This window comes from Mesorhizobium sp. M0659, from assembly GCF_040320605.1.
Classification (GTDB): domain Bacteria; phylum Pseudomonadota; class Alphaproteobacteria; order Rhizobiales; family Rhizobiaceae; genus Mesorhizobium.
In genome coordinates this window covers 347,188-371,188 of the sequence record NZ_JAMYPY010000002.1, presented here as the reverse complement: position 1 = coordinate 371,188, position 24,001 = coordinate 347,188, and the positions used below count along the sequence as shown (strand labels likewise).

The following is a 24,001-nucleotide window of genomic DNA, read 5'->3' as shown; positions in this document are numbered from 1 at the left end:
TTCAAGCCTTTTCCGCGTGGATGTAGGCGACGGCCGCGCGCAGCTCTCTCTCGTCCTTCGAGCGCATCTGGTAGGCGTAATTTCCCATGGCGCGGCTGAAAACCTCTTCAATTGGCTGATGATGGACGATCTTGTCGCGATGCGCGGCTATCACGTCCTCATGGCTGTGCAAATAGTGGAGGTGCTGCTTGCGGCTGGCATAAGCGGTGAAATACTTGCCCTCATAAGGACCACCGGTGGCATCCTTGACCACCATGTCCGCCCAGGCCGCGTAGACGTCGATGTCGAACGTGTAGTTGATCGCATCGGTCATCCAGGCGCCGGGCGGCCGCATGTTGACCTCAAGCGCGATGACGCGGTCGTCCTTGGTTTCGAACAGCTCGATGTGGAAGAAGCGCTCGCGCACGTCGAACGCCTTGAGGATTTTGCGGCCGGCCTCTTCGATCGCCGGTCGGACCTTGGGAAAGCAGGTGTAGCTCATGTGGCGATCCTTGTTGACCACTTCCATGATGCTCTGGTCGTAGCGGTGGCTGGCCGCCAGCACCACCTCGCCGTCACGGTTGACCAGCCCATCGAAGGTCACCACCAGCCCCTCGATGAACTGCTCCATGACGAAGGTCACGTCCTCGGGCTTGTCTCTGAAAAACTGGTCAAGCTCCCTGGCGTTGGAAATCTTGAAGGTGTTCGAGGCGCCGGACCCGGAATCGGGCTTCACCACCACGGGATAGCCGACGCGGCGGATGAAGGTCATGGCGCCGGCCCGGTCGGAGCATTTGCGCTGGGCGATGGTGTCGACGCCGCTCTTGCGGAAGAATGCACGCATGCGGCTCTTGCGCTTCAAATTCTTCACGAAATCGAGCTTGGTGCCGTAGATGTTGAAGTCGGTGCGGATGTTGGCTTCCAGCTCCAGCCAATGCTCGTTGAGTGACTCGAAGCGCTCGATGCGGCCCCATTTGTGGATGAAATGACCCATCGCCCGGAACACCGGATCGTAGTCCTCCATGTCGGCGATGCGGTAATATTCCGACAGGGCCGCCTTCAGCTTGCCGTCCAGCGCATCGAAGGGCGCATCGCCAATGCCCAGCACCGTGGCGCCGGCCTTCTTCAGCCGGTCGCAGAAATCGGCGCCGTTGGCGGGAAAATGCGGCGAGAAGAAAACGAAATTCATGAATGACCCCTCCCGACGGCGAAGCATTGCGACCACGGCCTCATGCAAGTTTGGCGCATTTGCCACGCATGGGGAAGAGTGCTCGGGAAGGCTGGAAATGGCCCCACTTGCCTGTCCATGGTCGCTCCTGTATGAAACCGGCCATGAACACGCGCGTCTCCTCCGTCGCTTCCCGTCCGACCGGCTTTGCCGGCGAGACCGTGCGCGCGCTGGCATCGACCCTGCTTCTTCTCGGCCTTATCGGCGATCGCCGGGTTCGCTGAAGGAGCGCCCGGCGGTCGAACCGCCGCTTACGCGCACGCTCCTTGGCCAGTTCAAATTGGCACTTCACATCAAGCGAACGAAAATCTGGTAAGGCGCTGCTCGCCACCAATCCGTCTGAAGACCGATCCGCGAGCCGCCGGGAGAACAAGACGATGAACGCACGAGAAGAGATCCGATCCGGCGAAGCCGAAAGCGTAAAACACGCGGCCGGCCACATGCCGGACGCAGCCCGCAAGTACCAGCCCTATCCGACCGTCGGCCTCACCGACCGCACCTGGCCCAACAAGGTCATCGACAAGGCGCCGATCTGGTGTTCGGTCGATTTGCGTGACGGCAACCAGGCGCTGATCGATCCGATGGGCCATGAGCGCAAGGCGCGCATGTTCGCCCTGCTGCTCGACATGGGTTTCAAGGAGATCGAGATAGGTTTCCCCTCGGCCTCGCAGACCGATTTCGATTTCGCCCGCTGGTGCATCGAGGAAGGCAATGTGCCGGCTGATGTTTCGCTACAGGTGCTGGTGCAGTGCCGTCCCGAACTCATCACCCGCACCTTCGAATCTCTGAAGGGCGCCACCAACCCGATCGTGCATTTCTACAATTCGACCAGCGAGTTGCAGCGTCGCGTCGTCTTCGAGAAGGATGTCGGCGGTATCAAGCGCATCGCCACCGACGCGGCCAAGATGATCACCGACATGGCGGCCAAGGCCGGCGGCGGTTATCGCTTCGAATATTCGCCCGAAAGCTTTACCGGCACCGAGCTCGAAGTCGCGCTGGAGATATGCAACGCCGTCACCGAGATCGTGAAGCCGACAGCCGACAACAGACTGATCATCAACCTGCCGTCGACGGTCGAGATGTCGACGCCCAACATCTATGCCGACCGGATCGAATGGATGTGCCGCAACCTGGACGACCGCGAGAACCTGCTGATCTCGCTGCACCCCCACAACGATCGCGGCACCGGCATCGCCACCACCGAGCTCGGCCTGATGGCGGGTGCGGACCGCGTCGAAGGCACGCTGTTCGGCAATGGCGAGCGCACCGGAAATGTCGACATCGTGACGCTGGCGCTCAACATGTACACGCAAGGCGTCGATCCCCATCTGGATTGCTCCGACATCAACCGGATGAAGGACGTCTACGAATATTCCAACCAGCTGAAGATCTCCGAGCGCCATCCCTATGTCGGCGAACTCGTCTACACCGCCTTTTCCGGCTCGCACCAGGACGCCATCAACAAGGGCATGAAGGCCTTGAAGAAGGCCAACACGCCGGTCTGGGAAGTGCCCTATCTGCCGATCGATCCGGCAGATGTCGGACGCAGCTACGAGGCGATCATCCGCATCAACTCGCAGTCGGGCAAAGGCGGCATCGCCTATGTACTGCAGGCCGATTACGGCCTCAATCTGCCGCGCAACCTGCAGATCGAGTTCAGCCAGGAGATCCAGGCGATCACCGACGCCGAAGGCAAGGAAGTGCCGGCAAAACGCATCCATGACCGCTTTATTGAAACCTATGTCGACCAGCCCGGCGCACGACTGAAGTTCCTCGACCATCACACCTATCCCGATACCGAGAAAAAGGGCCGGCGCGTGGTCGAGGCGGTGATCCTCGACAACGGCAAGGAGACGACAATCGCCGGCTCCGGCACCGGCCCGATCGACGGCTTCGTCGATGCGCTGTCGCGTCATGTTGGCGTCGACATGTCGGTGCTTGATTATTCCGAACATTCGCTCCAGCGCGGCTCGAACGCCTCGGCGATTTCCTATGTCGAGATGGAATATCCCGGCGGCAAGCTGTTCGGCGCCGGCATCAACACCAACATCGTCGCCGCCTCGCTGGAAGCCGTTGTTTCGGCCGCCAACCGGATAATCGGCCGCAAGGCCGGCTGATATTTTCCCGGGCGCCGAATGTCCGCGGCGCCCGGAAATCCCCCATTTGCCGAGGGAAATTCCGGTCTTTTGTGTCAAACACCGGCAACTATCCGGTGTGTTACGCGATCGCATAACATAAGCATGCTTGTATGGAAGTGCAGGCTCTATATGATTGCGCCTCAACCTGTGCCGACTTCGAGAGGATCGACACTTGCAGCATGCCACGCCTGCCGCCCCCGCAGTGCGCGAGACACTGGAGCGACTGCTCGCCAGCGAAACGTTCGGACGTTCCGAGCGCGCGCGCAAGTTGCTGCGCTATCTTGTTGAGCGCGAGCAGGCCGGCGAAGCCGACAGGCTCAAGGGTTTCTCCATCGCCATGGACGTCTTCGGCAAGGACGGCGATTTCGATTCGTCGACCGACGCCGTTGTCCGGGTGCAGGCAGGCCGGCTGCGCGAACTTCTCCAGCATTATTTCGCCAATGAAGGCATAGCCGAACCGGTTCGCATTGCCATTCCGCGCGGCGGCTACGTGCCGTCCTATGAGCTCAACGCCATACGCCTGCCGGTTGGGCAGGAGCCGCTTGCGGCGGCGGTAGCCGCCTTGCCCGGATCGCCCGACCAGGCGGCTCTTGACGCCGTTCCCGCTGCCGCGACAGCTTCGGGGGTTACAGAACCTGGGCCTTCGCTGGCGCGCCATCTCCAGTTCTTCTGGGTCGCCATGACGCTGGTCATTCTCATGCTGGGCGTGCTCATCCTGCGCCAGGGCAGCGGCGCATTGCTTGCCAGCAGCGATCCTACCGCGGTGGTCGAGACCGCGGGCGTAACGAGCAGCATCGCATCGCCGTCGATGGAGGCCCTGCCCCTCGTCTACATCGCGGTGAAGGCCACCGGCCCCGAGGCCGGCCGCGTCGCCGCTTCGCTGCGCGCCGGCCTTGCCGGTTTCGACACGATCGACTTCATCGGCCGCGACGCCGACAGCAAGCGCGATCCGAGCACCGACCCGACCAGCTTCGTTTTCGATGTCCTGCCGGGACCAATGGCAGGTGACGTGACGCTCGAACTGCAGAGCGTGGCGACCGGCCGCGTGCTTTTGTCCCGCAGTCTGACGGCCGCCGACAGCGCACCTGGCACCGTCGAGGATCGTATCGCCGCCATCCTCAGCTCGACCGTTCCCGCCTCCGGCCCGCTCTACAGCTACATCGAACAGAACGGCATTCAGACCGGGCTGACGAGCTGCCTGATCCTCAACGACAGATACTATCTCGACCAGAGCACCAGGACGCACGAGGCCGCCTATCGCTGCCTGGACAACCTCGCCGGCCAGGGTGCGAAATCGTCGTTGGTCTATTCGGAACTGGCCTCCCTGACCCTTGAGGCCGCCACCGATCATTACGCCTATCCGCCTGGCGCGACGGTCGAACAAGCAATGTCTTTCGCCCATCGCGCCATCCAGATGGGACCGACCAGCCCCTATGCGCACCGCGCCTATGGCTACCTCAATTCGCGCCTCGGCAACACCGAGGAATCGATCCGCTGGATGCGCAAGGCCTATGAGCTCAACCCCTACGACCTCGGCATGGCTGCCGCTTACGGCTATGGCCTGATCTTTGCCGGCAAATATGCCGAGGGAACACCCATCCTGACCCATGCCGTCGAGACGTTCAGCGGCCATCCGACATGGTGGGATTTTGGGCTTTTCGCCGGGCAATTCATGCTGGGCGACATGAACAAGGCCGCGATAGCCAGCGAGTCGCTGCGCACGACGGCGATGAAATCGCATTATCTGGCGGCGCGGCTGATCGGCGCCAAGGCTGCCGGCCGCGAACAGCTGGCAGCCAAGCTTCTGGATGAGCTGACCACCAAATTCCCGAAATTCGCCGCCGATCCGCGCGCGGCCTTCGCCGAGCGCAAATATCCCGCCGATCTGACCGACCGGCTGGTTGAGGCGCTGCGCGCCGCGGGCCTCGGCAACGCCAGCTAGTCTTTCCGGATCGCGAAAACTTTACTGGCCATCGGTCTGGACTGGGAGCAATCCAGCCTCGATTCGAATTTCCTCTCCAGTCTTGCAATAATCGCACATTTTCATGGTCTCATCCCTCTATGTTGCCGAGCGGGGCGCCGGGCCGAAGACGGTCGTCCTGCTGCATGGCTTCGGTGGTTGCCATGATATCTGGCGCGAGGTGACCGCGTCGCTAGGGCCCGATGTCAGGACCTTGGCCTACGATCTTCCGGGACACGGACTGTCTCTCGAATTTCCTGGCAGCGGCCCGGCCAAAACAGCGGCGCGAGCGGTTCTCGCCGATATCGCCGCACGCGGGATAGCAAGGGTGCATGTCGCCGGTCATTCGATGGGCGGCGCGGTCGCCTCCCTGATGGCGCTTGCCGAGCCTGAAAGGATAGGCTCGCTGACGCTTCTGGCGCCGGGCGGTGTTGGCCCCGAGATCAACGGACCGCTGTTGCGCCGCTACGCCGCGGCCGCCGACAGACGGGAAATCCGCGCCTGCCTTGCCGCCATGTCGGGACCGCGAAGCCCGCCGCCCGAACGCATCGTTGGCGTCCTGGCGGACCTACGCCGTCGCCCCGGCCAGTTGCGCAAGCTGATTGAGATATCGGCCGTCATGACCAGGAACGAGCGGCAGGGGGTCATACCCCGCGAACAGCTGGACACCCTCGACATGCCGGTGATGGTGGTTTGGGGAACGGACGATCCGGTGCTGCCCTTTACCCAGGCTGATTGTCTGCCGGCGCATTTTCATATTCATCACGTGCTCGATGCCGGCCATATGCTGGTCGAGGAAGTGCCTGATGTGGTCGCCCAGGCCGTGCGCCGAAACATGGCACGCCGCGGCAGGCGCCTGCGTCCGACATTCGAGGCCGCGGCGAGCTAACTTACTTGCGCCCCGCATCTCGCCAGTGCATTTTGCCGCCGCCTGTGTTAACTCGCAATTAACCATATCAGCGAGGCGACGCCGATGAAGGACACTGGCGAAAACATCACCCCCATCGACACCTCCCGCAAACTGTCCGACGCCGTTCGCGATGTGAAAAATGCCTTCGCCGATCGCGACGATGTCGTGGTCGACATGCGCGAGGCGCACCGGATGCGGCTTGATCTGCTCGCCGCCGAGCTCGCCCCGGTCTTTGCCGACGTGCCCGCCGACATGGACAATTTCGACTTCGTCGTCTCCTCCGGCCTGCAGCCCCGCCTGTGGATCGACGCCGTCAGCCATGTCGCCATGGGGCGCGACCGCCGCACCTACCGCTTTCTCAGGGATACCCGCATCGGCCGCGTCGTGCTCGCCGAATCGACCGATATGAAACCGGTCGCCGATCAGGTCACGCGCTATGTGGCGGAGCGTATCGTCGAGCGCCAGCGCATGATGGAGGGCGGTGTCGAGCCGGCCGTCGCCGACCTGAAACGCGCCGCCGTGCCGGAAGCTGAGCCGCCCTTGCAAGCAGCCGTGCCCCGCAAGGGCTGGTCGACGTTCCTTTCCGGTCTCGGCTTGGTCGCCGCCGGCGCGCTTGTTGGCCTGGCGGTGGCGGCCGCGCTGTTTTGGGATCGCCTGATGGCGATGAAGATCAGCTTCTGATCAACGATCTGGAGGCCTCGGTGTCTGCGCGCCGAGTTCAATGACCTGCAGGTCCGATGGCGGCAAGGCCGGCCCGGTCAGGCCGCGCCGCGTCAGGCGAATCAGCCAATTGCCCTTCTCCCCGTCAATATCGAGCAGATTGTACTGTGCCGCCGGGTTCTTGCTGCCTGGCGACTGCCCGGCGGCGGCGACGCCGACGACCGGAATCCTGGCGCCGCGCCCGCCGATGAAGAACAGCGACGGCAGATGCGAATGGCCGTGCAGCACGAGTTCGGCGCCATGCCTATGAACGGTCTTGTGGAAGCGGGAGATGCCGAACAGGCGCTTTTGCTGGGCGACGGCGCCGCGCACCGGCGGATGATGGATCATGATCACCCGCAACAGGCCGCGTTTGTTCGTTGCGTCGAGCACTGTCGCCAGCCTTTGCGCCTGACCTTCGAGGAAGAAGCCGTTGGCCATGAACGGCGCCGTGGCGCGCGCCGTCGAAACGCCGATCAGCGCGACATTGCCGCGTACGCGCAGATAGGGAAAAGCGTTGCGGTCGATCGGCGCAGTCACGCCGTCGCCGCTCATCCACGCCGCCCAGGAGCGGCAGACCTTGTCGAAGGCGCCCGGCACATAGGCGTCGTGGTTGCCCGGCACCACCGAGACATCCTCCGGCGAACCCAGCGTCTCAAGCCAGTGCTTGGCCATCTCGATCTCGCCGTCGAGCGCCAGATTGACCAGATCGCCGGTAACGGTGAGGTGGTCGGGTGTGCTCGCCTTCATGTCGGCGACGATGGTGTCGATGACGGCATCGTGCATATGGCGGCGGCGGTTGCGCTGCCAGTTGACGTAGCCGACGACGCGCTTGGACGCGAGTTCGCGATAGGTTACACCGGGAAGCGGCCCCAGATGGACATCGGAAATATGCGCGAGCCTGAACATCCTTCCTTCATAGGCGACGCGCTCCCCGCTTTCCACTCACTGTTTCCTGCCCATCCACGGTTTCGCTAGTCATGGCTATATCGGACCCGGAGCAGGCGTTTCGCCAGACCGGCTGGGCAGGCCTCAGGGCAAGGCTGTTCCATCTCTATTTCCTGCTGCGGCGGCCGATGACGCTGGGCGTGCGCGGCCTGATCCACGATCGCGCCTCGAACACTGTCTTCCTCATCCGCCACACCTATGTCCCCGGCTGGCAATTGCCGGGCGGGGGCGTCGAAGTCGGCGAGACGCTCGGTGAGGCGCTGGTGCGCGAACTGGCCGAGGAAGGCAACATCGCGCTGACAGCCCAGCCGGTGCTGAAATCGATGCATTTCAACCGCCGCTCCAGCCGCCGCGACCATGTCGGCCTCTATCTCATCGAAACCTTCAACCAGACCGCGCCGAAACTGCCGGACCACGAGATCGCCGAAGCAGGCTTCTTTCCGCTCGACCGCTTGCCGCATGGCACGACGCCGGCGACGCTGCGGCGGCTTGCCGAGGTTTTTGAAGGCGAGCCGGTATCGCCGTACTGGTAGGCTGTCAATCCGATGCTCACGCCGCCTGCCTGAACCGCGCCCGGTCGTGCGGCGCGCCATAGTCGAGCCCAGGCCCGACCGGCACGATGCGCGTCGGGTTGATGCTCTCGTGGCTGCCGTAATAGTGCATTTTGATGTGGTGCAGGTTCACCGTGCCGGCGATACCGGGCACCTGGTAGAGGTCGCGCAGATAGTTCGAAAGGTTCGGATAGTCGGCGATGCGGCGCAGATTGCATTTGAAATGGCCGACATAGACCGGGTCGAAACGCACCAGCGTGGTGAACAGCCGCCAATCGGCCTCGGTGACACGCTCGCCAGTGAGATAGCGCTGTTTTGACAGTCGGCCCTCCAGCGTGTCGAGCGCCGCGAACAGCTCGCCGAACGCCTCTTCATAGGCCGCTTGCGTGGTGGCAAAGCCGGCGCGGTAGACGCCGTTGTTGACGGCGGGAAAGACCAGCGCATTGACCTTGTCGATCTCGCCGCGCAGGCCTGGCGGATAGGAATCGAGAGCGGCATCGCCCCACTCGTCGAAGGCCGAATTGAGCATGCGGATGATTTCGGCGGATTCGTTGGAGACGATGGTCTCTTCCTTCTTGTCCCACAGCACCGGCACCGAAACCCGGCCCGAATAGGCTGGATCGGCCTTGGTGTAGATTTGGTGCAGGAAGTCGAGGCCGTAGAGCGTGTCGCCGGTGGCGCCATCCTCGGCCAAAAACGTCCAGCCCTCAGCACCGAGGAAATGATGTACGACTGAAACCGGGATGATGTCTTCTAGCTTCTTCAGCGCGCGAAAGATCAGCGTGCGGTGCGCCCACGGACAGGCGAGCGAGACATAAAGATGGTAGCGTCCGGGCTCGGCCTTGAAGCCGCGCGTACGACCTTGCGCCGGCGCGCCGTCGCGCGTGATCCAGTCACGCCACTGTGTCTCGGCGCGGATGAACCTGCCGCTGCTATCGACATTGGCCGGACGGTCCTGCCATTTGCCTTCGACCAGCAATCCCATACGAAATCTCCTTGCGTGCCTTGGCCAATGTAGTCGCAAGGCGGCAATGTCGAAGCCGTCATCTGCTGAACAGAGCGTCACTCGTATGAAACGCCGGATGAAAACAGCCGATTGCAGCCGCCGGAAATTGATGCTAGCGGACACTCCGCATGTTCGATCTTGGCTTGATCCGGTTTGACCGACGACGAAAGGGCGCCCGCGCTTAGAAAGCGCTGACTGGCGAACGCTGCCGCTTGCAGCAACCTTTCCTCTTTATCGGACCGCGAAGACCATGAGCCTTGCCGACGTGAAATACCTGCCGGAAACTCCGGCGCATGATCCCGAAATCGAAGCCATCAACGACGAAGCCTTTGGCCCCGGCCGTTTCGTGCTGGCCGCCTACAAGATTCGCGAGACCGGCGGCCACGAGCGCTCGCTATCCTTTGTCGCCATGAATGGCGACATCGTCGTTGCTTCGGTGCGCATGACCCGCATCGCCGCCGGCGCCGGACGCGCGCTGATGCTCGGGCCGCTTGCCGTGCGGCCCGCCTTCAAGAATCTCGGTATCGGCCGCCGGCTCGTGGTGATCGCGCTGGAGGCGGCCGCCAAGGCCGGCGCGCCGGCGGTGATCCTTGTCGGCGACGAGCCTTATTACGGCCCGCTCGGCTTCAGAAAGATCCCCCGCGGCCAGATCTCCATGCCGCGCCCGGTCGACCTCGACCGGCTGCTGTCGCACGAGATCGTGCCCGGTGCCGTGGCGCGGCTCTCCGGCGAGGTCGGCCATGCCAGCCTTGCCAGGATCGCGGAGCAGGCACCAGTGATGGCCTGAGCTCCAGGATCGGTCGCGGCACCGGTCGCGATGGATCCCCATTGGTCAGGTTGCACCATGGCGGCGACCTCCGTAGCATGACCCGGAGCAGCACGGAGCATGCAGCATGAACCCGAACGGCCAGATTGCGATCGTAACCGGCGGCGGCTCCGGCCTCGGCGAGGCAACCGCCCGCGCGCTGGCCGACAAGGGCGCGCGCGTCGCCATTTTCGATATCGGCATCGACCGGGCATCGAAGGTGGCGGGCGACATTGGCGGCGCCGCCATCCAGTGCGATGTGAGCAGCGCCGACAGCGGTGCGGCCGCGGTCGCCGAGGTGGAAAAGAGACTTGGGCCAGCGCGCATCCTGGTCAATTGCGCGGGCATTGCCATCGGCGTGAAGACGATCGGCAAGGATGGTCCACATCCGCTCGACCAGTACCGCAAGGTGATCGAGATCAATTTGATCGGCACCTTCAACATGATCCGCCTCGTCGCCGACCGTGCCGCCCAACTCGAACCGCTGCAGGGCGGCGAGCGCGGCGTCATCGTCAACACCGCGTCGGTGGCCGCTTATGATGGCCAGATCGGCCAGGCCGCCTATGCCGCATCCAAGGGCGGCGTCGTCGGCATGACGCTGCCGGTTGCCCGCGACCTGGCGCGCTCCGGCATTCGCGTCTGCACCATCGCGCCCGGCATCTTCAAGACGCCAATGATGGCCGGCATGCCGCAGGAGGTGCAGGATTCGCTCGGCGCGGCCGTGCCCTTCCCGTCCCGCCTCGGCGAGCCGTCCGAATATGCCGCGCTCGCCCTGCATATCGTCGAAAACCAGATGCTGAACGGCGAAACCATCCGCCTCGATGGGGCAATCCGCATGGCGCCGAAATAGACGGCCATGGCGGCCGGCGCAGTGAAGACCGGTCCGCTGGCCGGCCTGAAAGTCATCGAGATGGCTGGGCTCGGCCCGGTGCCTCTGGCCGGGCTGATGCTGTCGGAGATGGGCGCCGAGGTGCTGCGCATCGAGCGCACCGGTTCGGACCAACCCCTGCTGCCGCTCTCCGATGCGTACAATCTCGACCGTCACGGCCGCTCCATCCTGCGCGTCGACCTCAAGCAGGCCAAAGGAACGGAACTGCTGCTGCGCCTTGCCGAAAAGGCCGATCTGTTTGTCGAAGGCTTTCGCCCCGGTGTGATGGAGCGGCTTGGTCTCGGCCCGGATGCTGCATTGGCGCGCAATCCGGCGCTGATTTACGGCCGCATGACCGGCTTCGGCCAGGACGGGCCGCTCGCAGGCCGTGCCGGCCACGACATCACCTACCTCGCCTATTCGGGTGTGTTGCATGCCATCGGCCGGGAGGAAGGTCGGCCGGTGCCGCCGCTGAATCTGATCGCCGACAATGGCGGCGGCGCCATGATGCTGATCGCCGGGGTGCTTGCAGCGCTGTTCGAGCGCTCGCGCTCCGGCAAAGGCCAGGTGATCGACGCGGCGATGGTCGAGGGCGCTTCGATGCTGGCGGCCCCCATACACGCCTTCATGTCGGCAGGTCTGTGGAGCGACCGGCGCGGCGCCAACCTGCTCGATTCCGGTGCGCCCTTCTACGACACCTATGAGACGGCGGACGCACGCCACGTTGCGGTCGGCTGCCTTGAGCCGTGCTTCTTCGCCGCATTCGCAAGGCTGCTGCCGCTCGGCGAGGATTTTGTCCGCGGCCAATACGACAAGGCGTTGTGGCCGGACATGCGCGCGGCCATTGCCGACCGGTTCCGGCAGAAGACACGCGACGGCTGGGACGCGCTGTTTGCCGCAAGCGATGCCTGCGTGGCGCCGGTTCTGTCGCTGGCCGAAGCCAGGGATCATCCGCACAACCGGGCGCGTCACGCATTTGTGAAAGCCGGTGCGCTCGAGCGGCCCGCACCCGCGCCACGCTTCTCGACCTCGCAGCCGGCGCTTGCCGGCATGCCTGAAGATGACGATCAGCGACCTCAGACCGTGCTGGCGCGCTTCGGCTTTTCGACAGCCGAGATCAAAGCGCTTGTCAAAGCCGGCATGATTGGCCAGTAACTGGATTTAGAAAATCAACTTACCTGGTGGGCATTTTGGACCAGCCGAAGAAGGACGTCATTCGCGCGACGGACGCCGAGGCGATCAGGCTGGCCGCAACGCTGATCCGCAGCGCCCGTTTCGGCGCCCTCGCGGTGATCGAGCCTTCGACCGGCGCACCGCTGGCCTCCAGGGTCGGAGTCGCCACCGACATCGATGGCACGCCTCTGATCCTTGTCTCGGCGCTGTCAGCCCATACCGGCGCCATCCTTGCCGAGCCGCGCTGCTCGCTGCTTGTCGGCGAACCCGGCAAGGGCGATCCGCTGGCGCATCCCAGGATAACGCTGGTCTGCCGGGCGCAGCCGCTGGAACGCGGGTCGAGCGCGCATGCCCGCGCCGAGCGGCGCTATCTCAACCGCAATCCCAAGGCAAAGCTCTATGCCGGGCTCGGCGATTTCTCGATCTTTCGCCTCGAGCCGGAGCGCGCCAGCCTGAATGGCGGCTTCGGTAAGGCCTACCTGCTCGACCGTGCCGATCTCATCACCGAGGGGTTGATCGTCGACGAGCTGGCCGCCAGCGAACAATCCGCTCTCGACCACATGAATGCCGACCATCTCGACGCCATCGCCGTCTATGCCCATCATTTCGCCAGGGTTGAAGGTGATGGTTGGACCATGACCGGCTTCGATGCCGATGGCATCGACCTGGCATCGGGCGACACCGTTTGCAGGGTCTATTTTCCACAGCCATTGAAGACCGCGCGCGACCTGCGGCCGGTTCTGGTCGACATGGCCAAAGCCGGTCGTGCGCCAGCTACGCAAGGATAATCGTCATGAATCAAAAGCACGTCTTGAGATTTGGGCGAAATGATCTACGATTCAGGCGACGCTGAATCAGCAGCGTGATCCATAGCTGAATTATAGCAGCCAACGCTATTTGCCCCCATAGCGTTTGGATGAGCAGGAAAACATGGGGCATCGATGGTCTCGACCAAACTAATCGCCAATGCCGAATCGGCGGCGACATTTCTGACCCTTATGGGCAACGAAAAGCGGCTCTTGATCATGAGCTATCTGGCCGACGGTGAAATGTCGGTCGGCGCCATCGCCGAAAAGGTGATGCTCAGCCAGTCCGCTTTGTCGCAACATCTGGCCAAGCTCAGGGCGCTCGATCTTGTCGAGACCCGCCGCGACCGGCAGATGATCTACTATTCCTGCAAGTCCGAAGCGGTGCGCGAACTGTTGCGCATGCTGGACGGCATTTTCGGGATAGGCGACTTGTCCCAGATGGCAACGCGTCTGCGCCGCGCCGGGACTTGACCTGCAGGGCTTGACTGGCGGCTCCGATCGCTCCTTACCTCGCTGACGATTTTTCGCCGGCCGAGGTATTGATGGATCCGATCCAGATCGACGACGCGCGCGATCCGCGGGTCGCCGCCTATCTCGACATCCGCGAGCGCGATCTCACCGGCCGCCATGGCCGGTTCGTTGCCGAAGGCAAGGTGGTGCTGGACGTCCTGCTGTCAGCCGGACGCTTTGCTGCGGAGTCGGTCCTGGTTCTCGAAAACCGCCTGGCCGGGCTCCACGACATACTGCGCAAGGCCCCTGCCGACCTGCCGGTCTACGTTGCGGCAAGCGCCGTCATGGACAGGATCGCCGGCTTCCACATGCATCGCGGTATATTGGCGATCTGCAGCAAGGGCACGCCACAGCCCGCCGAGGCCTTGCTCGACACCTTGCCTGCCGAAGCGTTGATCGTCGTTCTCATCGGCATCGCCAACCATGACAATATCGGATCGATCTTCCGCAATGCCGCCGCCTTCGGCGCCGATGCCGTCTTCGTCGACGCCACCTGTTGCGACCCACTGTATCGCAAGGCGATCCGCGTCTCCGTCGGCGCCGCGTTGAAGGTGCCCTTTGCGTCGTTCGGCGACACTGAAGCTTTCATCGCGAAGCTCGGCGAGTTGGACTTCGGCCAGGTCGCTTTGTCGCCGCGTGGTGAGGCTGACATTCGCGATGCCGCGCGACCGAAACGACTGGCGCTCTATCTCGGCACCGAAGGCGAGGGCCTCCCGGAGAGGCTGCTCACTCGCCTGCGGACGGTGCGGATCGCGATGTCGGAAGGGTTCGACAGCCTGAATGTTGCGGCCGCCTCAGCCATCGCGCTGCATCATTTTTCGCGCTGATAGGGGTAGTCGGGCAATTCCAAGCCGAGGCTCGAAACTCAGCTCGGCGAGTCCGCCTTCTGCAACGCCCGGACGCGATCGGCGAGGCTGGTGGTTCCTGACCGCGTTTCCTGCGGCGCCGCCAGCGCCTTGGCGATCGGTGAATCCGGTCCTTCGAGCTTGGCCGTCAAATGGACGACCTCAGCCGCCAGATTGTTCATCTGTTCGCGCAAGGCAGAACCGGCATCATTGCCATTGCCGGGGCCATTCCGGGGCTTCGCGGATCCAGAACCGCCAAGCTCCGCCTTCATCCGCTTGTTTTCGCGGGCCAGCGTCGTCAGCCTGGCTTCGAGCCGCTCTCGGTCGCCTTCGAGCTTGGCGAGCGTCTTGTCGATGTCCTCGTTCCTGGCGCGGGCACTGTCTTGCGCACCAACCAGGCCAGCAGCCGCGGCGCCTCCCGCAGCCTCGCCCTTCACCCGTTCGCGAAGCCGGGCCAGTTCCTTTTCGCGGCGATCGAGCTTGTCCTCGCGATCGGCAAGCGTGGCGAGCAGACGCTCGAGCTTTCTGTCGAGGTCGGCGGTTCTTTTCTTTTCGGCCTTCAAGGCATCGCGCGTGGCCTTGGCCTCGGTGACGACTTCCTGATGGCGCCTGTCGGCCTCCTTGCGCTGGCCGCGCAGCACTGAAATGTCGTTGGCGAGTTTTTCCAGCTCGGATTCGCGCGCCACCAGTTCGATCTGACGATTGCTGGAGGAGAAGGACGCGTCGTCGTACATATGTTCGAGCTTTTCCAGCTCGAGCGCGCGCTTTTCCATCATGCGCTCTGTTTGTGCAAGCCTGTCAGACAGCTGTTGTATCTGCTGCTCGCGATGCAGGAGCAATTCGTTTTTTTCCCCGAGCTCCGAAAGCGCCTGCTTTTTGTCCTTGCGCTCGACCGCCAGGCCCTTCAGCGCCTCGCGGCCGCGATTGATTTCGACGAGTTGCTCATTCGCCTGCTCACGCAGCGTCTTGATGCTGATTTCGAGCCGGCGCGTCGTCATGGCGAACTCGGCCCGCAAGCTGTCCTTGTCGGCCTGGATCTCGGCCAGCGTTCGCGGCACCGACGCCTCGACACGCTTGCGTGTCAGCACAACCGCCCGCCGCCAGATGGCCGGCGCGACCAGCAGCGCCAGAAAGCCTGCGCACAGAAAGCCGAGGGCGAAGAACAGGATCGACTGAACCAAGGTGACTACCCGTTACGGGCGGGCCGCTATCCGGCAACCGCCACTCTGGACTTTGCCATGTTCGCATGACGCAAATCCAGCGCTGCGGCAAGGGTTTGCCGCAGCTGCATCGGGTCAGAATCTGTTGATCGGGTCGAAGTGTGGTCGGAATCGCTCAGAAAGGATTCCAGGTCGGCCTCTGCGTCAGCTTCAGATAGCCGAGATTGACGCCAAGTCGCGCGCCGACGCCGGTGCGGATCGGCACCAGCAGCACCCTGTTGTTCTGCAGCACGTTGAAGCCGACGCCGGCCACGACATAGGCCGAACCGGCAACGCCGCCGAACCGATTGTAGAGATTGCTGACGTCGTCGAGGTTATAGACGAGCATCATCACCCGCGATCCCTCGCCGCCGAAATCCCAACCGAGCGAAGGCCCTTGCCAGAACACCTTATGGTCGCCGGCATTCTTGGTGTAGAGCGTACCTTCGCCATAGGTCAGGCCCCCGATCAGCGCGCCGGATCCCTCTTCGCCGAGCAGATAGCCATTGGGCAGGCCGTAGGAGGCAAAAATCTTCTCGACGACGGTTGCGAGACCGCCCGACGTCGCGCCGAAGAACTTGTGACCGGAATCGACGATCTCCTGAGCGGTGTATTCCTGTGCCCGCGACGCAGAGGCTGAGAAAGCGAGAGCGCCCATGAGGGCAATCGCCATGAAGAAGACGCGGACAAACGTCCGGTCGTAGAATCGGGAAACCATGCTTCCAATCTCCGTCAGGGAGCACTTTCGCCGACGCCTCGCACCCCGTCCGGCTCTTTAGGCGGCCGTTAAGGATGACTGTTACGGGCAAACTATGCCGTAATCCTTTTTCAACCATTAACCTCCCACATGAACATGGCGGTTCGAAGGCTGTTTCTGACTGTCTGCGCGGGCTCCCATCCTGTGCAAAGATGCCGTTTTTTCTCACGAGAATTGTGGATTGTTGCTGCACGCTCGGGCGCTGTGTATTCAGAATGCCTGGGGGGAGAGAGCGTGATTCGGGTGGTGAGCGTGGCTGTCGGCCGCGCGGCCACCAGGAAGTGAATTTTAGCAGGGATTTTTCGCCGATGGCTGAGCTTTTCTCTCTCTCCGCACCCGATCTCGCAGCCTTGTTGTGCAGCCGAGTCTGCCACGACATCATTTCGCCGGTCGGCGCCATCAACAACGGCCTTGAACTCCTGGACGAGGGCGGCGCCGACGAAGACGCCATGAAACTGATCCGGCAGAGCGCCAGAAACGCTTCGGCCCGCCTGCAATTCGCCCGCATCGCCTTCGGCGCCGCCGGTTCGGCCGGCATGATGATCGACACCGGCGATGCCGAGTCCGTCGCCATCGCCTTCCTGAAGAACGAGAAGCCGGAATTGATCTGGAACGGGGTTCGCGCCCTGCTGCCCAAGAACAAGGTCAAGCTGCTGCTCAATTTGCTGCTCGTCGCCAATGCTGCCATCCCGCGCGGTGGCAGATTGGTGGTCACGCTGGAAAACCTCGACACCGAGCCGCGCTTTGCGCTTGCCGCAAGCGGCCCGATGCTGCGCGTGCCGCCGAAATTCCTCGAGCTCCATTCCGGCAACAAGCCCGAGGAGCCTATCGACGCCCATACCGTCCAGCCCTACTACACGCTGCTGCTGGCGCGTGAGGCCAACATGACGATCTCGATTCATGCGACCGCCGAAGAGATCGTGCTGTCCGCGGCTTGAGCGAAGCCGTTCGGCAGGACGCCGAGCATCAAGAACAATCAAGTATCTTTTCCCGCTGATATTTGCGGCAATTCAGAACAGGCAAGTTTCACCGCCGGCAACGCCCCTGCCGAATGGGGCTGCAAACGACATGTTTGTAAAAACTTTACCTAACGGCTTTTCTGCTTCTTTACCAGATCGGCCTAGTGTGCATCCCGATACCCGGATGCCGCCGGTTCGCCCCATGGCAAAGAGGACCCGGAAATGAAGCGCTGCATGTTTGTCGACGATTCGAGCGTCATCAGAAAGGTTGCAAAACGGATTCTTGGCGGCTCCGACATGGTGGTGATCGAAGCGGCAACTGGACTTGATGCTGTCGAGATGTGCGCTGCCGAGATGCCTGATGTGATTGTCGTCGACGGCGCCCTGCCGGACATGCAAGCGGTCGACGTCATTCGCCAGGTTCGCGCCATGGAGAGCACGATCAAACCGCAGATTCTGATCTCACTGGTCGAGGTCGATGTTGCCTCGATCATGAAGGCAAAGCGCGCCGGTGCCCAGGGTTATCTGTTGAAGCCGTTCAACCGGCCGCAACTGCTCGAACGTTTTCGTACCTTGAAGGTTGCCGCCTGATTCGGCTCGTTTTCGGCCAAAAAGGACAGCAAAAAACCCGGCCTGAGCCGGGTTTTTTGCAATGGTTCATTCGGATGGTGTTCGCTCAGGCGCTGACGCGGATGTCTTCCGGCTCGCGCAGCACATAGCCGCGACCCCAGACCGTCTCGATGTAGTTCTGGCCACCGGATGCTGCGTCGAGCTTCTTGCGCAGCTTGCAAATGAAGACGTCGATGATCTTCAGTTCCGGTTCGTCCATGCCGCCATAAAGGTGGTTGAGGAACATTTCCTTGGTCAGCGTGGTGCCCTTGCGCAGCGAGAGCAACTCCAGCATCTGGTATTCCTTGCCGGTCAGATGCACGCGCTGGCCGCCGACTTCGACGGTCTTGGCGTCGAGATTGACCACCAGGTCGCCGGTGGTGATGACCGACTGGGCATGGCCCTTGGAACGGCGCACGATGGCATGAATGCGGGCGACCAGCTCGTCCTTGTGGAACGGCTTGGTCATATAGTCGTCGGCGCCGAAGCCCAGGCCGCGCACCTTGTCCTCTATGCCGGCCATGCCGGACAGGATCAGGATCGGCGTCTTCACCTTGGACAGGCGAAGTGTCCGCAAGACTTCGTAGCCGGACATATCGGGAAGGTTGAGGTCGAGAAGAATGATATCGTAATCATAAAGTTTACCGAGATCGACACCTTCTTCGCCGAGGTCGGTCGTGTAAACATTAAAACTTTCAGATTTGAGCATCAGCTCGATGCTCTGAGCGGTTGCACTGTCGTCTTCTATCAGCAGAACGCGCATTTCATTCCCCTTTTCTGCCGCCGGACCATGTCACGACCCATCCGGGACCGGAGCAGTGATTGCCTGAACAGAGGCTGCCATCGAATGGTTAACAAAACCTAATTCCGCACCAAGGACGGTACCAGATTTTTTAACCCCTTTCTACACCCTCTTGAATCTAATGATGAATCACAGAACCAAATCGCTAATGCAACACATTAATAAGTCGGACTAAGTGACTCAAGGGACTCGCTGACCGGCTTCCGTATCGGGAGCCGGAATTTTTACCCGGCCTTAAGTCCTCGCCCTTATGATTAACAATGCGCGTAAACGAATGGTTACCGCCGGCAAAAAACTTTAGGGATTTGTTTCCCATAGTTCGGGGAATGCCGGTGGATACGGGTGACGCCAGGCCCTGGCGGGCGGATTGGACGATATGTGCAGGTGTGCGTTTCCGGGAGTACCGAATCATGAAGTCACGTGAAAACCTCGTTCGGCTGAAGCAATTTCAGGTGAATGAGAAGCGGCGGCAGCTGCTGCAGCTCGACATGATGATCGCCGAGTTCGAGCGCATGGCCGTTGAACTGGAGCTTCAGATCACCGCCGAGGAGAAGAAGGCCGGCATCACCGACATCAATCATTTTGCCTATCCGACCTTCGCCAAGGCGGCGCGTCTGCGCCGTGATAACCTCAGAAACTCTCAAAGCGACCTCGCCCAGCAGCGAAGCGCTGCCGAATCATTACTCGGCGAAGCTGAAGCGGAGCTTTCCAAGGCCGAGATGCTGGAATCGCGCGACACCAAGATCCGCGACGCGGAACTCGGCGGTCGCAGCGTCATGATCGGCTGACGGCAGGGTTGTAACCCGACCGGCGCCGCCTGACGCCGCGCTTTGCTTTGCGTGTAGCGCGCCAAAAGGCTCCGGCGCTGCTGACCTGGCCGCAAGGCGGCCGCAGCTTCAGGCCCGTGTCAAATCCCCGTCCTGGTTCGCCGCCGCCCTCGCCCGCGCTTGCTTGATGTCAGGCACATGCTCTTCCGACCAGGAGCGTATCTGGGTGAGCAGCCCCGCCAGGTTCTGGCCAAGTTCGGTCAATTCATATTCGACCCGCGGCGGGATCACTGGAAAGATTTCGCGCCGCACCAGCCCGTCGCGCTCGAGGACGCGCAGGGTCTGCGTCAGCATTTTGGGTGTGATGCCTTCGAGCTTACGCGCCAGTTCCCCATTGCGCATCCGGCCACGGCGCAGCGCACAAACCGTCAGATAGACCCATTTGCTGGCCAGCATCTCGAGCACGGCGTGCGAAGGACACGTCCGCTGGAAGGCGTCATAGCAGGAGCCGCAATCATTATCACTATCCATGAGGTGCCTATATATGGAAAAGGTACATACTGGACAAGGGAATGTTACTATCCAAATGATAGTGGCTCAGAAAACCCCAGCAGGAGCCTCCCATGCGTGCCGTTATCCAGAATTCCGTCGGCGGGCCCGACGTCCTCGTCATCGCCGATCGCCCCGCGCCCTCGCCCAAGTCCGGCGAAGTGCTCGTGCGCGTGCATGCTGCCGGCATCAATCCGGTCGATGGCTCGGTGCGCGCCGGCTACTATCCATTGCTGGGCGAACCGCCCTTCACTTTGGGCTGGGATATTTCAGGTACGGTCGAGGCGGTAGGCCCAGGCGTCGATGGCGGCCTCAGGGTCGGTGACGCCGTGTTCGGCATGCCGCGTTTTCCCAAGCAGGCCGCGGCCTATGCGGAGCTCGCTGTGGCCCCGGCCGATGAAATCGCACCGAAGCCGCAAGGCATTGACCACAATCATGCCGGCGCGCTGCCGCTGGCCGGTCTGACCGCCTGGCAAGGCCTTGTCCGCCATGGCGGCCTGAAGCGCGGCCAGCGCGTGTTGATCCATGCTGCGGCCGGCGGCGTCGGGCATCTGGCGGTGCAGATCGCCAAGGCGCACGGCGCTTATGTCATCGCCACCGCCAGCCCGAAGAAACTCGATTTCGTCCGCTCGCTCGGCGCCGATGAAGTGGTCGACTACACCAAGGGAGATTTCGCCGCCGAGGTCAGCGACATCGACCTGGTGCTGGAGCCGATGGGCGGCGACCATGCCGACCAATCGCTGACAGTCCTGAAGGACGGTGGGGTCCTGGTGTCGCTGCTCAATGTCCACGACACCACCCGAGCCAAGGCTGCTGCGCGTGGGATCCGCGTCGAGCGCATGTCCGTCGTGCCCGACCGTGAAGGCCTCGTCGAACTTGGCAAGCTGGTCGATGCGGGAAAGCTTGCGGTCCATGTGGCAAAGAGCTTTCCGCTCGAACAGGCGGGCGCCGCGCACGCTTTTCTCGCCACCAGGCCGATCGGCAAGGTGGTGCTGACGGTCTGAGCAGCAGGCATTACCGACAGGCAAAAGGGCGCGGTTACCGCGCCCTTTTCTATTGTGGTCCTGGCTCTAGTGCCGGTATTGCTGGATGCGCGTCGTGCGCAGCCCGGCAAGGCCGTATTCGTCGATCGACGCTTGCCAGGACAGGAATTCCTCGGTGGTCAGCTTGTAGCGCTGGCATGCCTCGTCGAGGCTCAAAAGCCCGCCGCGGACCGCAGCAACCACTTCCGCCTTGCGCCGGATAACCCAGCGACGTGTATTCGTCGGCGGAAGATCGGCAATCGTAAGAGGGCTGCCGTCAGGCCCAATAACATATTTGACTCGCGGTCTAACAAGATCGGTCATCGTACTCTCTACTAAAAACTCAAAGACCCAATCCCCACCACATTACCGCCACAGCTTTAAAAATTGCCTAAGCGAACCCTAATGAGTAGGTAAGGATCATGAACGCCGCGTTAGTCTTTTCGTCGGCATTTGAGGCAACGGCGGGCAGACGCGCAATTTTCCCGCAAAATCGGCACCGCCGCAAAGCTGGCGCCGCTGGTGTGGTTGACCTATATTCGCGCCACTGCCATTGAAGCGCCGCGCAGAACGAAAGAACCATGAACAGCCTCGACCTTCCCGCCAGCCCGCAAAACACCCGCGTCGTCGTCGCCATGTCGGGCGGTGTCGACTCGTCCGTCGTCGCCGGTCTGCTGAAGCGCGAAGGCTATGATGTCGTCGGCGTCACGCTGCAGCTCTACGATCATGGCGCCGCAACGCACCGGGCCGGGTCGTGCTGCGCCGGCCAGGACATTGACGATGCCCGCCGCGTTTCCGAGACATTGGGCATTCCGCATTACGTGCTCGACTATGAGGAGCGCTTCCGCAAGGCGGTCATCGACCCGTTTGCCGAGAGCTACGTTGCCGGCGAAACGCCCATTCCGTGCGTCTCTTGCAATCAGACGGTGAAGTTCGCCGACCTTTTGGCCACCGCCAAGGACCTTGGCGCCGATGCGCTCGCCACCGGCCATTATATCCGCTCCGGGGCCAATGGCGCCCACCGCGCGCTATTCCGGCCCGTCGATGCCGACCGCGACCAGAGCTATTTCCTGTTTGCCACCACGCAGGCGCAGATCGACTATCTGCGCTTTCCGCTGGGTGGGCTGTCCAAGCCTGCGGTGCGGGCCATCGCCGAAGAAATGGGGCTGACCGTTGCCGCCAAGCAGGACAGTCAGGACATCTGCTTCGTGCCGCAGGGCAAATATTCCGACATCATCGCCAAGCTGAAGCCAGCTGCCGCCAACCCAGGCGACATCGTCCATATCGACGGCCGCGTGCTCGGTCGCCATGACGGCATCCTGCGCTATACGATCGGCCAGCGCCGCGGCATCGGCATCGCCTCGGGCGAGCCGCTTTACGTCGTCCATCTCGACGCCGACCGGGCCCGTGTCATCGTCGGCCCGCGCGAGGCGCTGGAGACCCACAAGATCTATCTGCGCAACATGAACTGGCTGGGCGATCGCGCGCTGTCCGACATTCCGGCCGCCGGCATGGAGCTGTTCGCCAAGGTCCGCTCGACGCGGCCGCCGCGCCCGGCCGTGCTGCATCACCGCGCCGGCAGCACCTTTGTCGAACTGGTCGACGGCGAGTCCGGCATCGCGCCGGGACAGGCCTGCGTGCTCTATTCCGACGACGGCAACGAAGCCCGCGTTTTCGGCGGCGGCTTCATCGAGCGCTCCGAGCGCGGCGCCGAGGCCGAAGCCATGCTCAGCCGGCTCGCAGCCAGGCCGGCGCAGATTCCCGCTGAGTAAACACTACCCTCTCGGAGACAGTTTTAGTTTCGATCTGCCTTAAGAGCAGAGTTTCGAAACGGTCTCAGGACTTTGTGTGCGTGACCGTGCCCGCCGTCAGGATGCGCAGCACCCTGATGGCTTCCTCGCCGCTGGTGCGCGGCTCGGCCCGCGTCTCGATACACTGGATAAAGTGCTCGAGCTCGCGTGTCAGCGGCATGCCCTGGCCGACCGCGACATAGGACGGCTCGTTGGTGGTGAAGGCCCACTGGCCGCTGTCCTGCCACACCGCGTGGCGGTAGACGGCCAGCTTGCGCTCCCATGGCTCGACATCGTCGAACACCGCCATTGCCTTGGTGCCGACCACGGTCAGCCGCCGCTCGCGATAGGGATTGAGCCGCGAGGTGAAGAGATGGCTGCGCAGCCCGTTGGGAAAACGCATGTGCAGATGCGCGAAATCGCTGAGATTGTCGAGGAGTGCCGCCCCCTCGCCCCTGACCTCGATCGGCTCGGTGCCGGTGATGGCCAGGATCATCGACAGATCGTGCGGCGCCAGATCCCACAGTGCGTCGTTCTCGGTGTGGAATTTGCCGAGGCCGAGCCGGTGCGAGTGGATGTAGCGGACCTCGCCGAGCTCGCCATTGTCGATCAGCGCCTTCAGCGTCTCGAAGGCGGGATGGAAGCGCAAGACATGGCCGACCATGAACACGCGGCCATTGTCCTTGGCCGCCTGCACGGCGCGCTCGGCGTCGGGCACGGTCAACGCAATCGGCTTTTCCACCAGCACGTCCTTGCCGGCCTCAGCGGCGCGCACGGCAAGATCGGCATGGAATTGCGGCGGCAGCGCCATGACGATGGCGTCGATATCGTCACGCACGAACAGCTGGTCGGGCTCGATCGCCAGGCAGTCCTGCTCGCTGGCAAAGCCTTCGGCCCGCGCCCGATTGGCATCGGAAACCGCATGCAGCGCGCCGAGCGCCTTGAGGGTGCGGATGTGGTTGCTGCCCCAGTATCCGCAACCGAGGACTGCAATGCGCGGCTTCATCAGCTTCAAACTCTAATTTCTTGGCCGAGACATAGCGGCGTGCCCCGTCGAACTCAACCCCGGTGGCTTACCGGAGATGCCAGCCCGGCAAAGCTTTTACCGGCGACAATAT

At 62.7% G+C, this 24,001-nt stretch carries 25 protein-coding genes; 16 read left to right on the top strand and 9 right to left on the bottom strand.

Features of this window, described 5'->3' with window-relative positions:
- Nucleotide 1: 1 nt before the first annotated feature.
- Nucleotides 2-1,168, bottom strand: a complete 1,167-nt coding sequence (locus tag NKI31_RS04910) for an ATP-grasp domain-containing protein (RefSeq protein ID WP_352650650.1) — start codon at nucleotides 1,166-1,168, stop codon at nucleotides 2-4.
- A 416-nt stretch (nucleotides 1,169-1,584) separates the two neighbouring features.
- On the opposite strand from NKI31_RS04910, the gene leuA reads away from it, so the two are divergent.
- The 4 genes from leuA (at nucleotide 1,585) to NKI31_RS04890 (ending at nucleotide 6,896) form a co-directional block, all read left to right on the top strand.
- Nucleotides 1,585-3,324, top strand: a complete 1,740-nt coding sequence (gene leuA, locus NKI31_RS04905) for a 2-isopropylmalate synthase (protein WP_027049872.1) — start codon at nucleotides 1,585-1,587, stop codon at nucleotides 3,322-3,324.
- A gap of 193 nt (nucleotides 3,325-3,517) precedes the next feature.
- Nucleotides 3,518-5,287 carry a tetratricopeptide repeat protein gene (locus tag NKI31_RS04900; RefSeq protein WP_023669961.1) on the top strand — a complete coding sequence of 590 codons (1,770 nt, stop codon included), beginning with the start codon at nucleotides 3,518-3,520 and terminating at the stop codon, nucleotides 5,285-5,287.
- 103 nt (nucleotides 5,288-5,390) lie between these two features.
- On the top strand, nucleotides 5,391-6,194 hold the full coding sequence (locus tag NKI31_RS04895; protein WP_023686188.1) for an alpha/beta fold hydrolase: 804 nt from the start codon (nucleotides 5,391-5,393) through the stop codon (nucleotides 6,192-6,194).
- Between the two features lie 84 nt (nucleotides 6,195-6,278).
- Complete coding sequence (locus tag NKI31_RS04890) at nucleotides 6,279-6,896, top strand: hypothetical protein (protein ID WP_023683637.1); 618 nt, start codon at nucleotides 6,279-6,281, stop codon at nucleotides 6,894-6,896.
- On the opposite strand, the gene NKI31_RS04885 is transcribed toward NKI31_RS04890, so the two are convergent.
- Nucleotides 6,897-7,823, bottom strand: coding sequence for a metallophosphoesterase family protein (locus NKI31_RS04885; RefSeq protein ID WP_023683636.1), 927 nt, complete (start codon nucleotides 7,821-7,823; stop codon nucleotides 6,897-6,899). It lies immediately after the preceding gene.
- Nucleotides 7,824-7,894: 71 nt separating this feature from the next.
- Between NKI31_RS04885 and NKI31_RS04880 the strand changes: the two genes are divergently transcribed.
- Entirely contained in the window at nucleotides 7,895-8,395 is a 501-nt protein-coding gene (locus NKI31_RS04880; RefSeq protein WP_031195394.1) for an NUDIX domain-containing protein, read from the top strand.
- A gap of 16 nt (nucleotides 8,396-8,411) precedes the next feature.
- Here NKI31_RS04880 and NKI31_RS04875 read toward each other — a convergent pair whose 3' ends face one another.
- Nucleotides 8,412-9,398, bottom strand: a complete 987-nt coding sequence (locus NKI31_RS04875) for a glutathione S-transferase family protein (protein ID WP_023699707.1) — start codon at nucleotides 9,396-9,398, stop codon at nucleotides 8,412-8,414.
- 271 nt (nucleotides 9,399-9,669) lie between these two features.
- Between NKI31_RS04875 and NKI31_RS04870 the strand changes: the two genes are divergently transcribed.
- The 6 genes from NKI31_RS04870 to NKI31_RS04845 all read left to right on the top strand — a co-directional run bounded on the left by NKI31_RS04870 (nucleotide 9,670) and on the right by NKI31_RS04845 (nucleotide 14,411).
- The gene (locus NKI31_RS04870; protein ID WP_352650647.1) at nucleotides 9,670-10,206 is read left to right on the top strand and encodes a GNAT family N-acetyltransferase; all 537 of its coding nucleotides are present in this window, start codon (nucleotides 9,670-9,672) and stop codon (nucleotides 10,204-10,206) included.
- A 106-nt stretch (nucleotides 10,207-10,312) separates the two neighbouring features.
- The gene (locus NKI31_RS04865) at nucleotides 10,313-11,074 is read left to right on the top strand and encodes a 3-hydroxyacyl-CoA dehydrogenase (RefSeq protein WP_023686192.1); all 762 of its coding nucleotides are present in this window, start codon (nucleotides 10,313-10,315) and stop codon (nucleotides 11,072-11,074) included.
- A 6-nt stretch (nucleotides 11,075-11,080) separates the two neighbouring features.
- Complete coding sequence (locus NKI31_RS04860) at nucleotides 11,081-12,247, top strand: CaiB/BaiF CoA transferase family protein (protein WP_352650645.1); 1,167 nt, start codon at nucleotides 11,081-11,083, stop codon at nucleotides 12,245-12,247.
- A 35-nt stretch (nucleotides 12,248-12,282) separates the two neighbouring features.
- Nucleotides 12,283-13,053, top strand: coding sequence for a HugZ family pyridoxamine 5'-phosphate oxidase (locus NKI31_RS04855; protein ID WP_023823373.1), 771 nt, complete (start codon nucleotides 12,283-12,285; stop codon nucleotides 13,051-13,053).
- Between the two features lie 153 nt (nucleotides 13,054-13,206).
- Nucleotides 13,207-13,545 carry an ArsR/SmtB family transcription factor gene (locus tag NKI31_RS04850; protein WP_023669951.1) on the top strand — a complete coding sequence of 113 codons (339 nt, stop codon included), beginning with the start codon at nucleotides 13,207-13,209 and terminating at the stop codon, nucleotides 13,543-13,545.
- Between the two features lie 71 nt (nucleotides 13,546-13,616).
- The gene (locus NKI31_RS04845; protein ID WP_023691642.1) at nucleotides 13,617-14,411 is read left to right on the top strand and encodes a TrmH family RNA methyltransferase; all 795 of its coding nucleotides are present in this window, start codon (nucleotides 13,617-13,619) and stop codon (nucleotides 14,409-14,411) included.
- 38 nt (nucleotides 14,412-14,449) lie between these two features.
- On the opposite strand, the gene NKI31_RS04840 is transcribed toward NKI31_RS04845, so the two are convergent.
- Both NKI31_RS04840 and NKI31_RS04835 read right to left on the bottom strand, forming a co-directional pair.
- Nucleotides 14,450-15,610, bottom strand: coding sequence for a coiled-coil domain-containing protein (locus tag NKI31_RS04840; protein WP_352499770.1), 1,161 nt, complete (start codon nucleotides 15,608-15,610; stop codon nucleotides 14,450-14,452).
- Nucleotides 15,611-15,764: 154 nt separating this feature from the next.
- Nucleotides 15,765-16,301 carry a DUF1134 domain-containing protein gene (locus NKI31_RS04835; protein WP_245275028.1) on the bottom strand — a complete coding sequence of 179 codons (537 nt, stop codon included), beginning with the start codon at nucleotides 16,299-16,301 and terminating at the stop codon, nucleotides 15,765-15,767.
- A 392-nt stretch (nucleotides 16,302-16,693) separates the two neighbouring features.
- On the opposite strand from NKI31_RS04835, the gene chpT reads away from it, so the two are divergent.
- On the top strand, nucleotides 16,694-17,323 hold the full coding sequence (chpT, locus tag NKI31_RS04830) for a histidine phosphotransferase ChpT (protein WP_023669947.1): 630 nt from the start codon (nucleotides 16,694-16,696) through the stop codon (nucleotides 17,321-17,323).
- A 243-nt stretch (nucleotides 17,324-17,566) separates the two neighbouring features.
- Complete coding sequence (locus NKI31_RS04825) at nucleotides 17,567-17,935, top strand: response regulator transcription factor (RefSeq protein WP_023669946.1); 369 nt, start codon at nucleotides 17,567-17,569, stop codon at nucleotides 17,933-17,935.
- Nucleotides 17,936-18,020: 85 nt separating this feature from the next.
- On the opposite strand, the gene ctrA is transcribed toward NKI31_RS04825, so the two are convergent.
- Nucleotides 18,021-18,716, bottom strand: coding sequence for a response regulator transcription factor CtrA (gene ctrA, locus NKI31_RS04820; RefSeq protein WP_006203583.1), 696 nt, complete (start codon nucleotides 18,714-18,716; stop codon nucleotides 18,021-18,023).
- A gap of 449 nt (nucleotides 18,717-19,165) precedes the next feature.
- Here ctrA and NKI31_RS04815 point away from each other — a divergent pair, with 449 nt between their 5' ends.
- The gene (locus NKI31_RS04815) at nucleotides 19,166-19,543 is read left to right on the top strand and encodes a flagellar export protein FliJ (protein ID WP_352650738.1); all 378 of its coding nucleotides are present in this window, start codon (nucleotides 19,166-19,168) and stop codon (nucleotides 19,541-19,543) included.
- A gap of 108 nt (nucleotides 19,544-19,651) precedes the next feature.
- Here the strand turns inward: NKI31_RS04815 and NKI31_RS04810 are convergent, their stop codons facing one another.
- Entirely contained in the window at nucleotides 19,652-20,053 is a 402-nt protein-coding gene (locus tag NKI31_RS04810; protein ID WP_352650642.1) for a winged helix-turn-helix transcriptional regulator, read from the bottom strand.
- A gap of 92 nt (nucleotides 20,054-20,145) precedes the next feature.
- Between NKI31_RS04810 and NKI31_RS04805 the strand changes: the two genes are divergently transcribed.
- On the top strand, nucleotides 20,146-21,075 hold the full coding sequence (locus NKI31_RS04805) for an NADP-dependent oxidoreductase (protein WP_352650640.1): 930 nt from the start codon (nucleotides 20,146-20,148) through the stop codon (nucleotides 21,073-21,075).
- Between the two features lie 66 nt (nucleotides 21,076-21,141).
- On the opposite strand, the gene sciP is transcribed toward NKI31_RS04805, so the two are convergent.
- Complete coding sequence (gene sciP, locus NKI31_RS04800) at nucleotides 21,142-21,417, bottom strand: CtrA inhibitor SciP (RefSeq protein ID WP_013529904.1); 276 nt, start codon at nucleotides 21,415-21,417, stop codon at nucleotides 21,142-21,144.
- Nucleotides 21,418-21,674: 257 nt separating this feature from the next.
- On the opposite strand from sciP, the gene mnmA reads away from it, so the two are divergent.
- The gene (gene mnmA, locus NKI31_RS04795; RefSeq protein ID WP_027049863.1) at nucleotides 21,675-22,865 is read left to right on the top strand and encodes a tRNA 2-thiouridine(34) synthase MnmA; all 1,191 of its coding nucleotides are present in this window, start codon (nucleotides 21,675-21,677) and stop codon (nucleotides 22,863-22,865) included.
- 64 nt (nucleotides 22,866-22,929) lie between these two features.
- Here mnmA and NKI31_RS04790 read toward each other — a convergent pair whose 3' ends face one another.
- Nucleotides 22,930-23,889: a Gfo/Idh/MocA family protein gene (locus tag NKI31_RS04790; RefSeq protein WP_023683623.1), complete on the bottom strand. Its 960-nt coding sequence runs from the start codon at nucleotides 23,887-23,889 to the stop codon at nucleotides 22,930-22,932.
- Nucleotides 23,890-24,001: the final 112 nt, after the last annotated feature.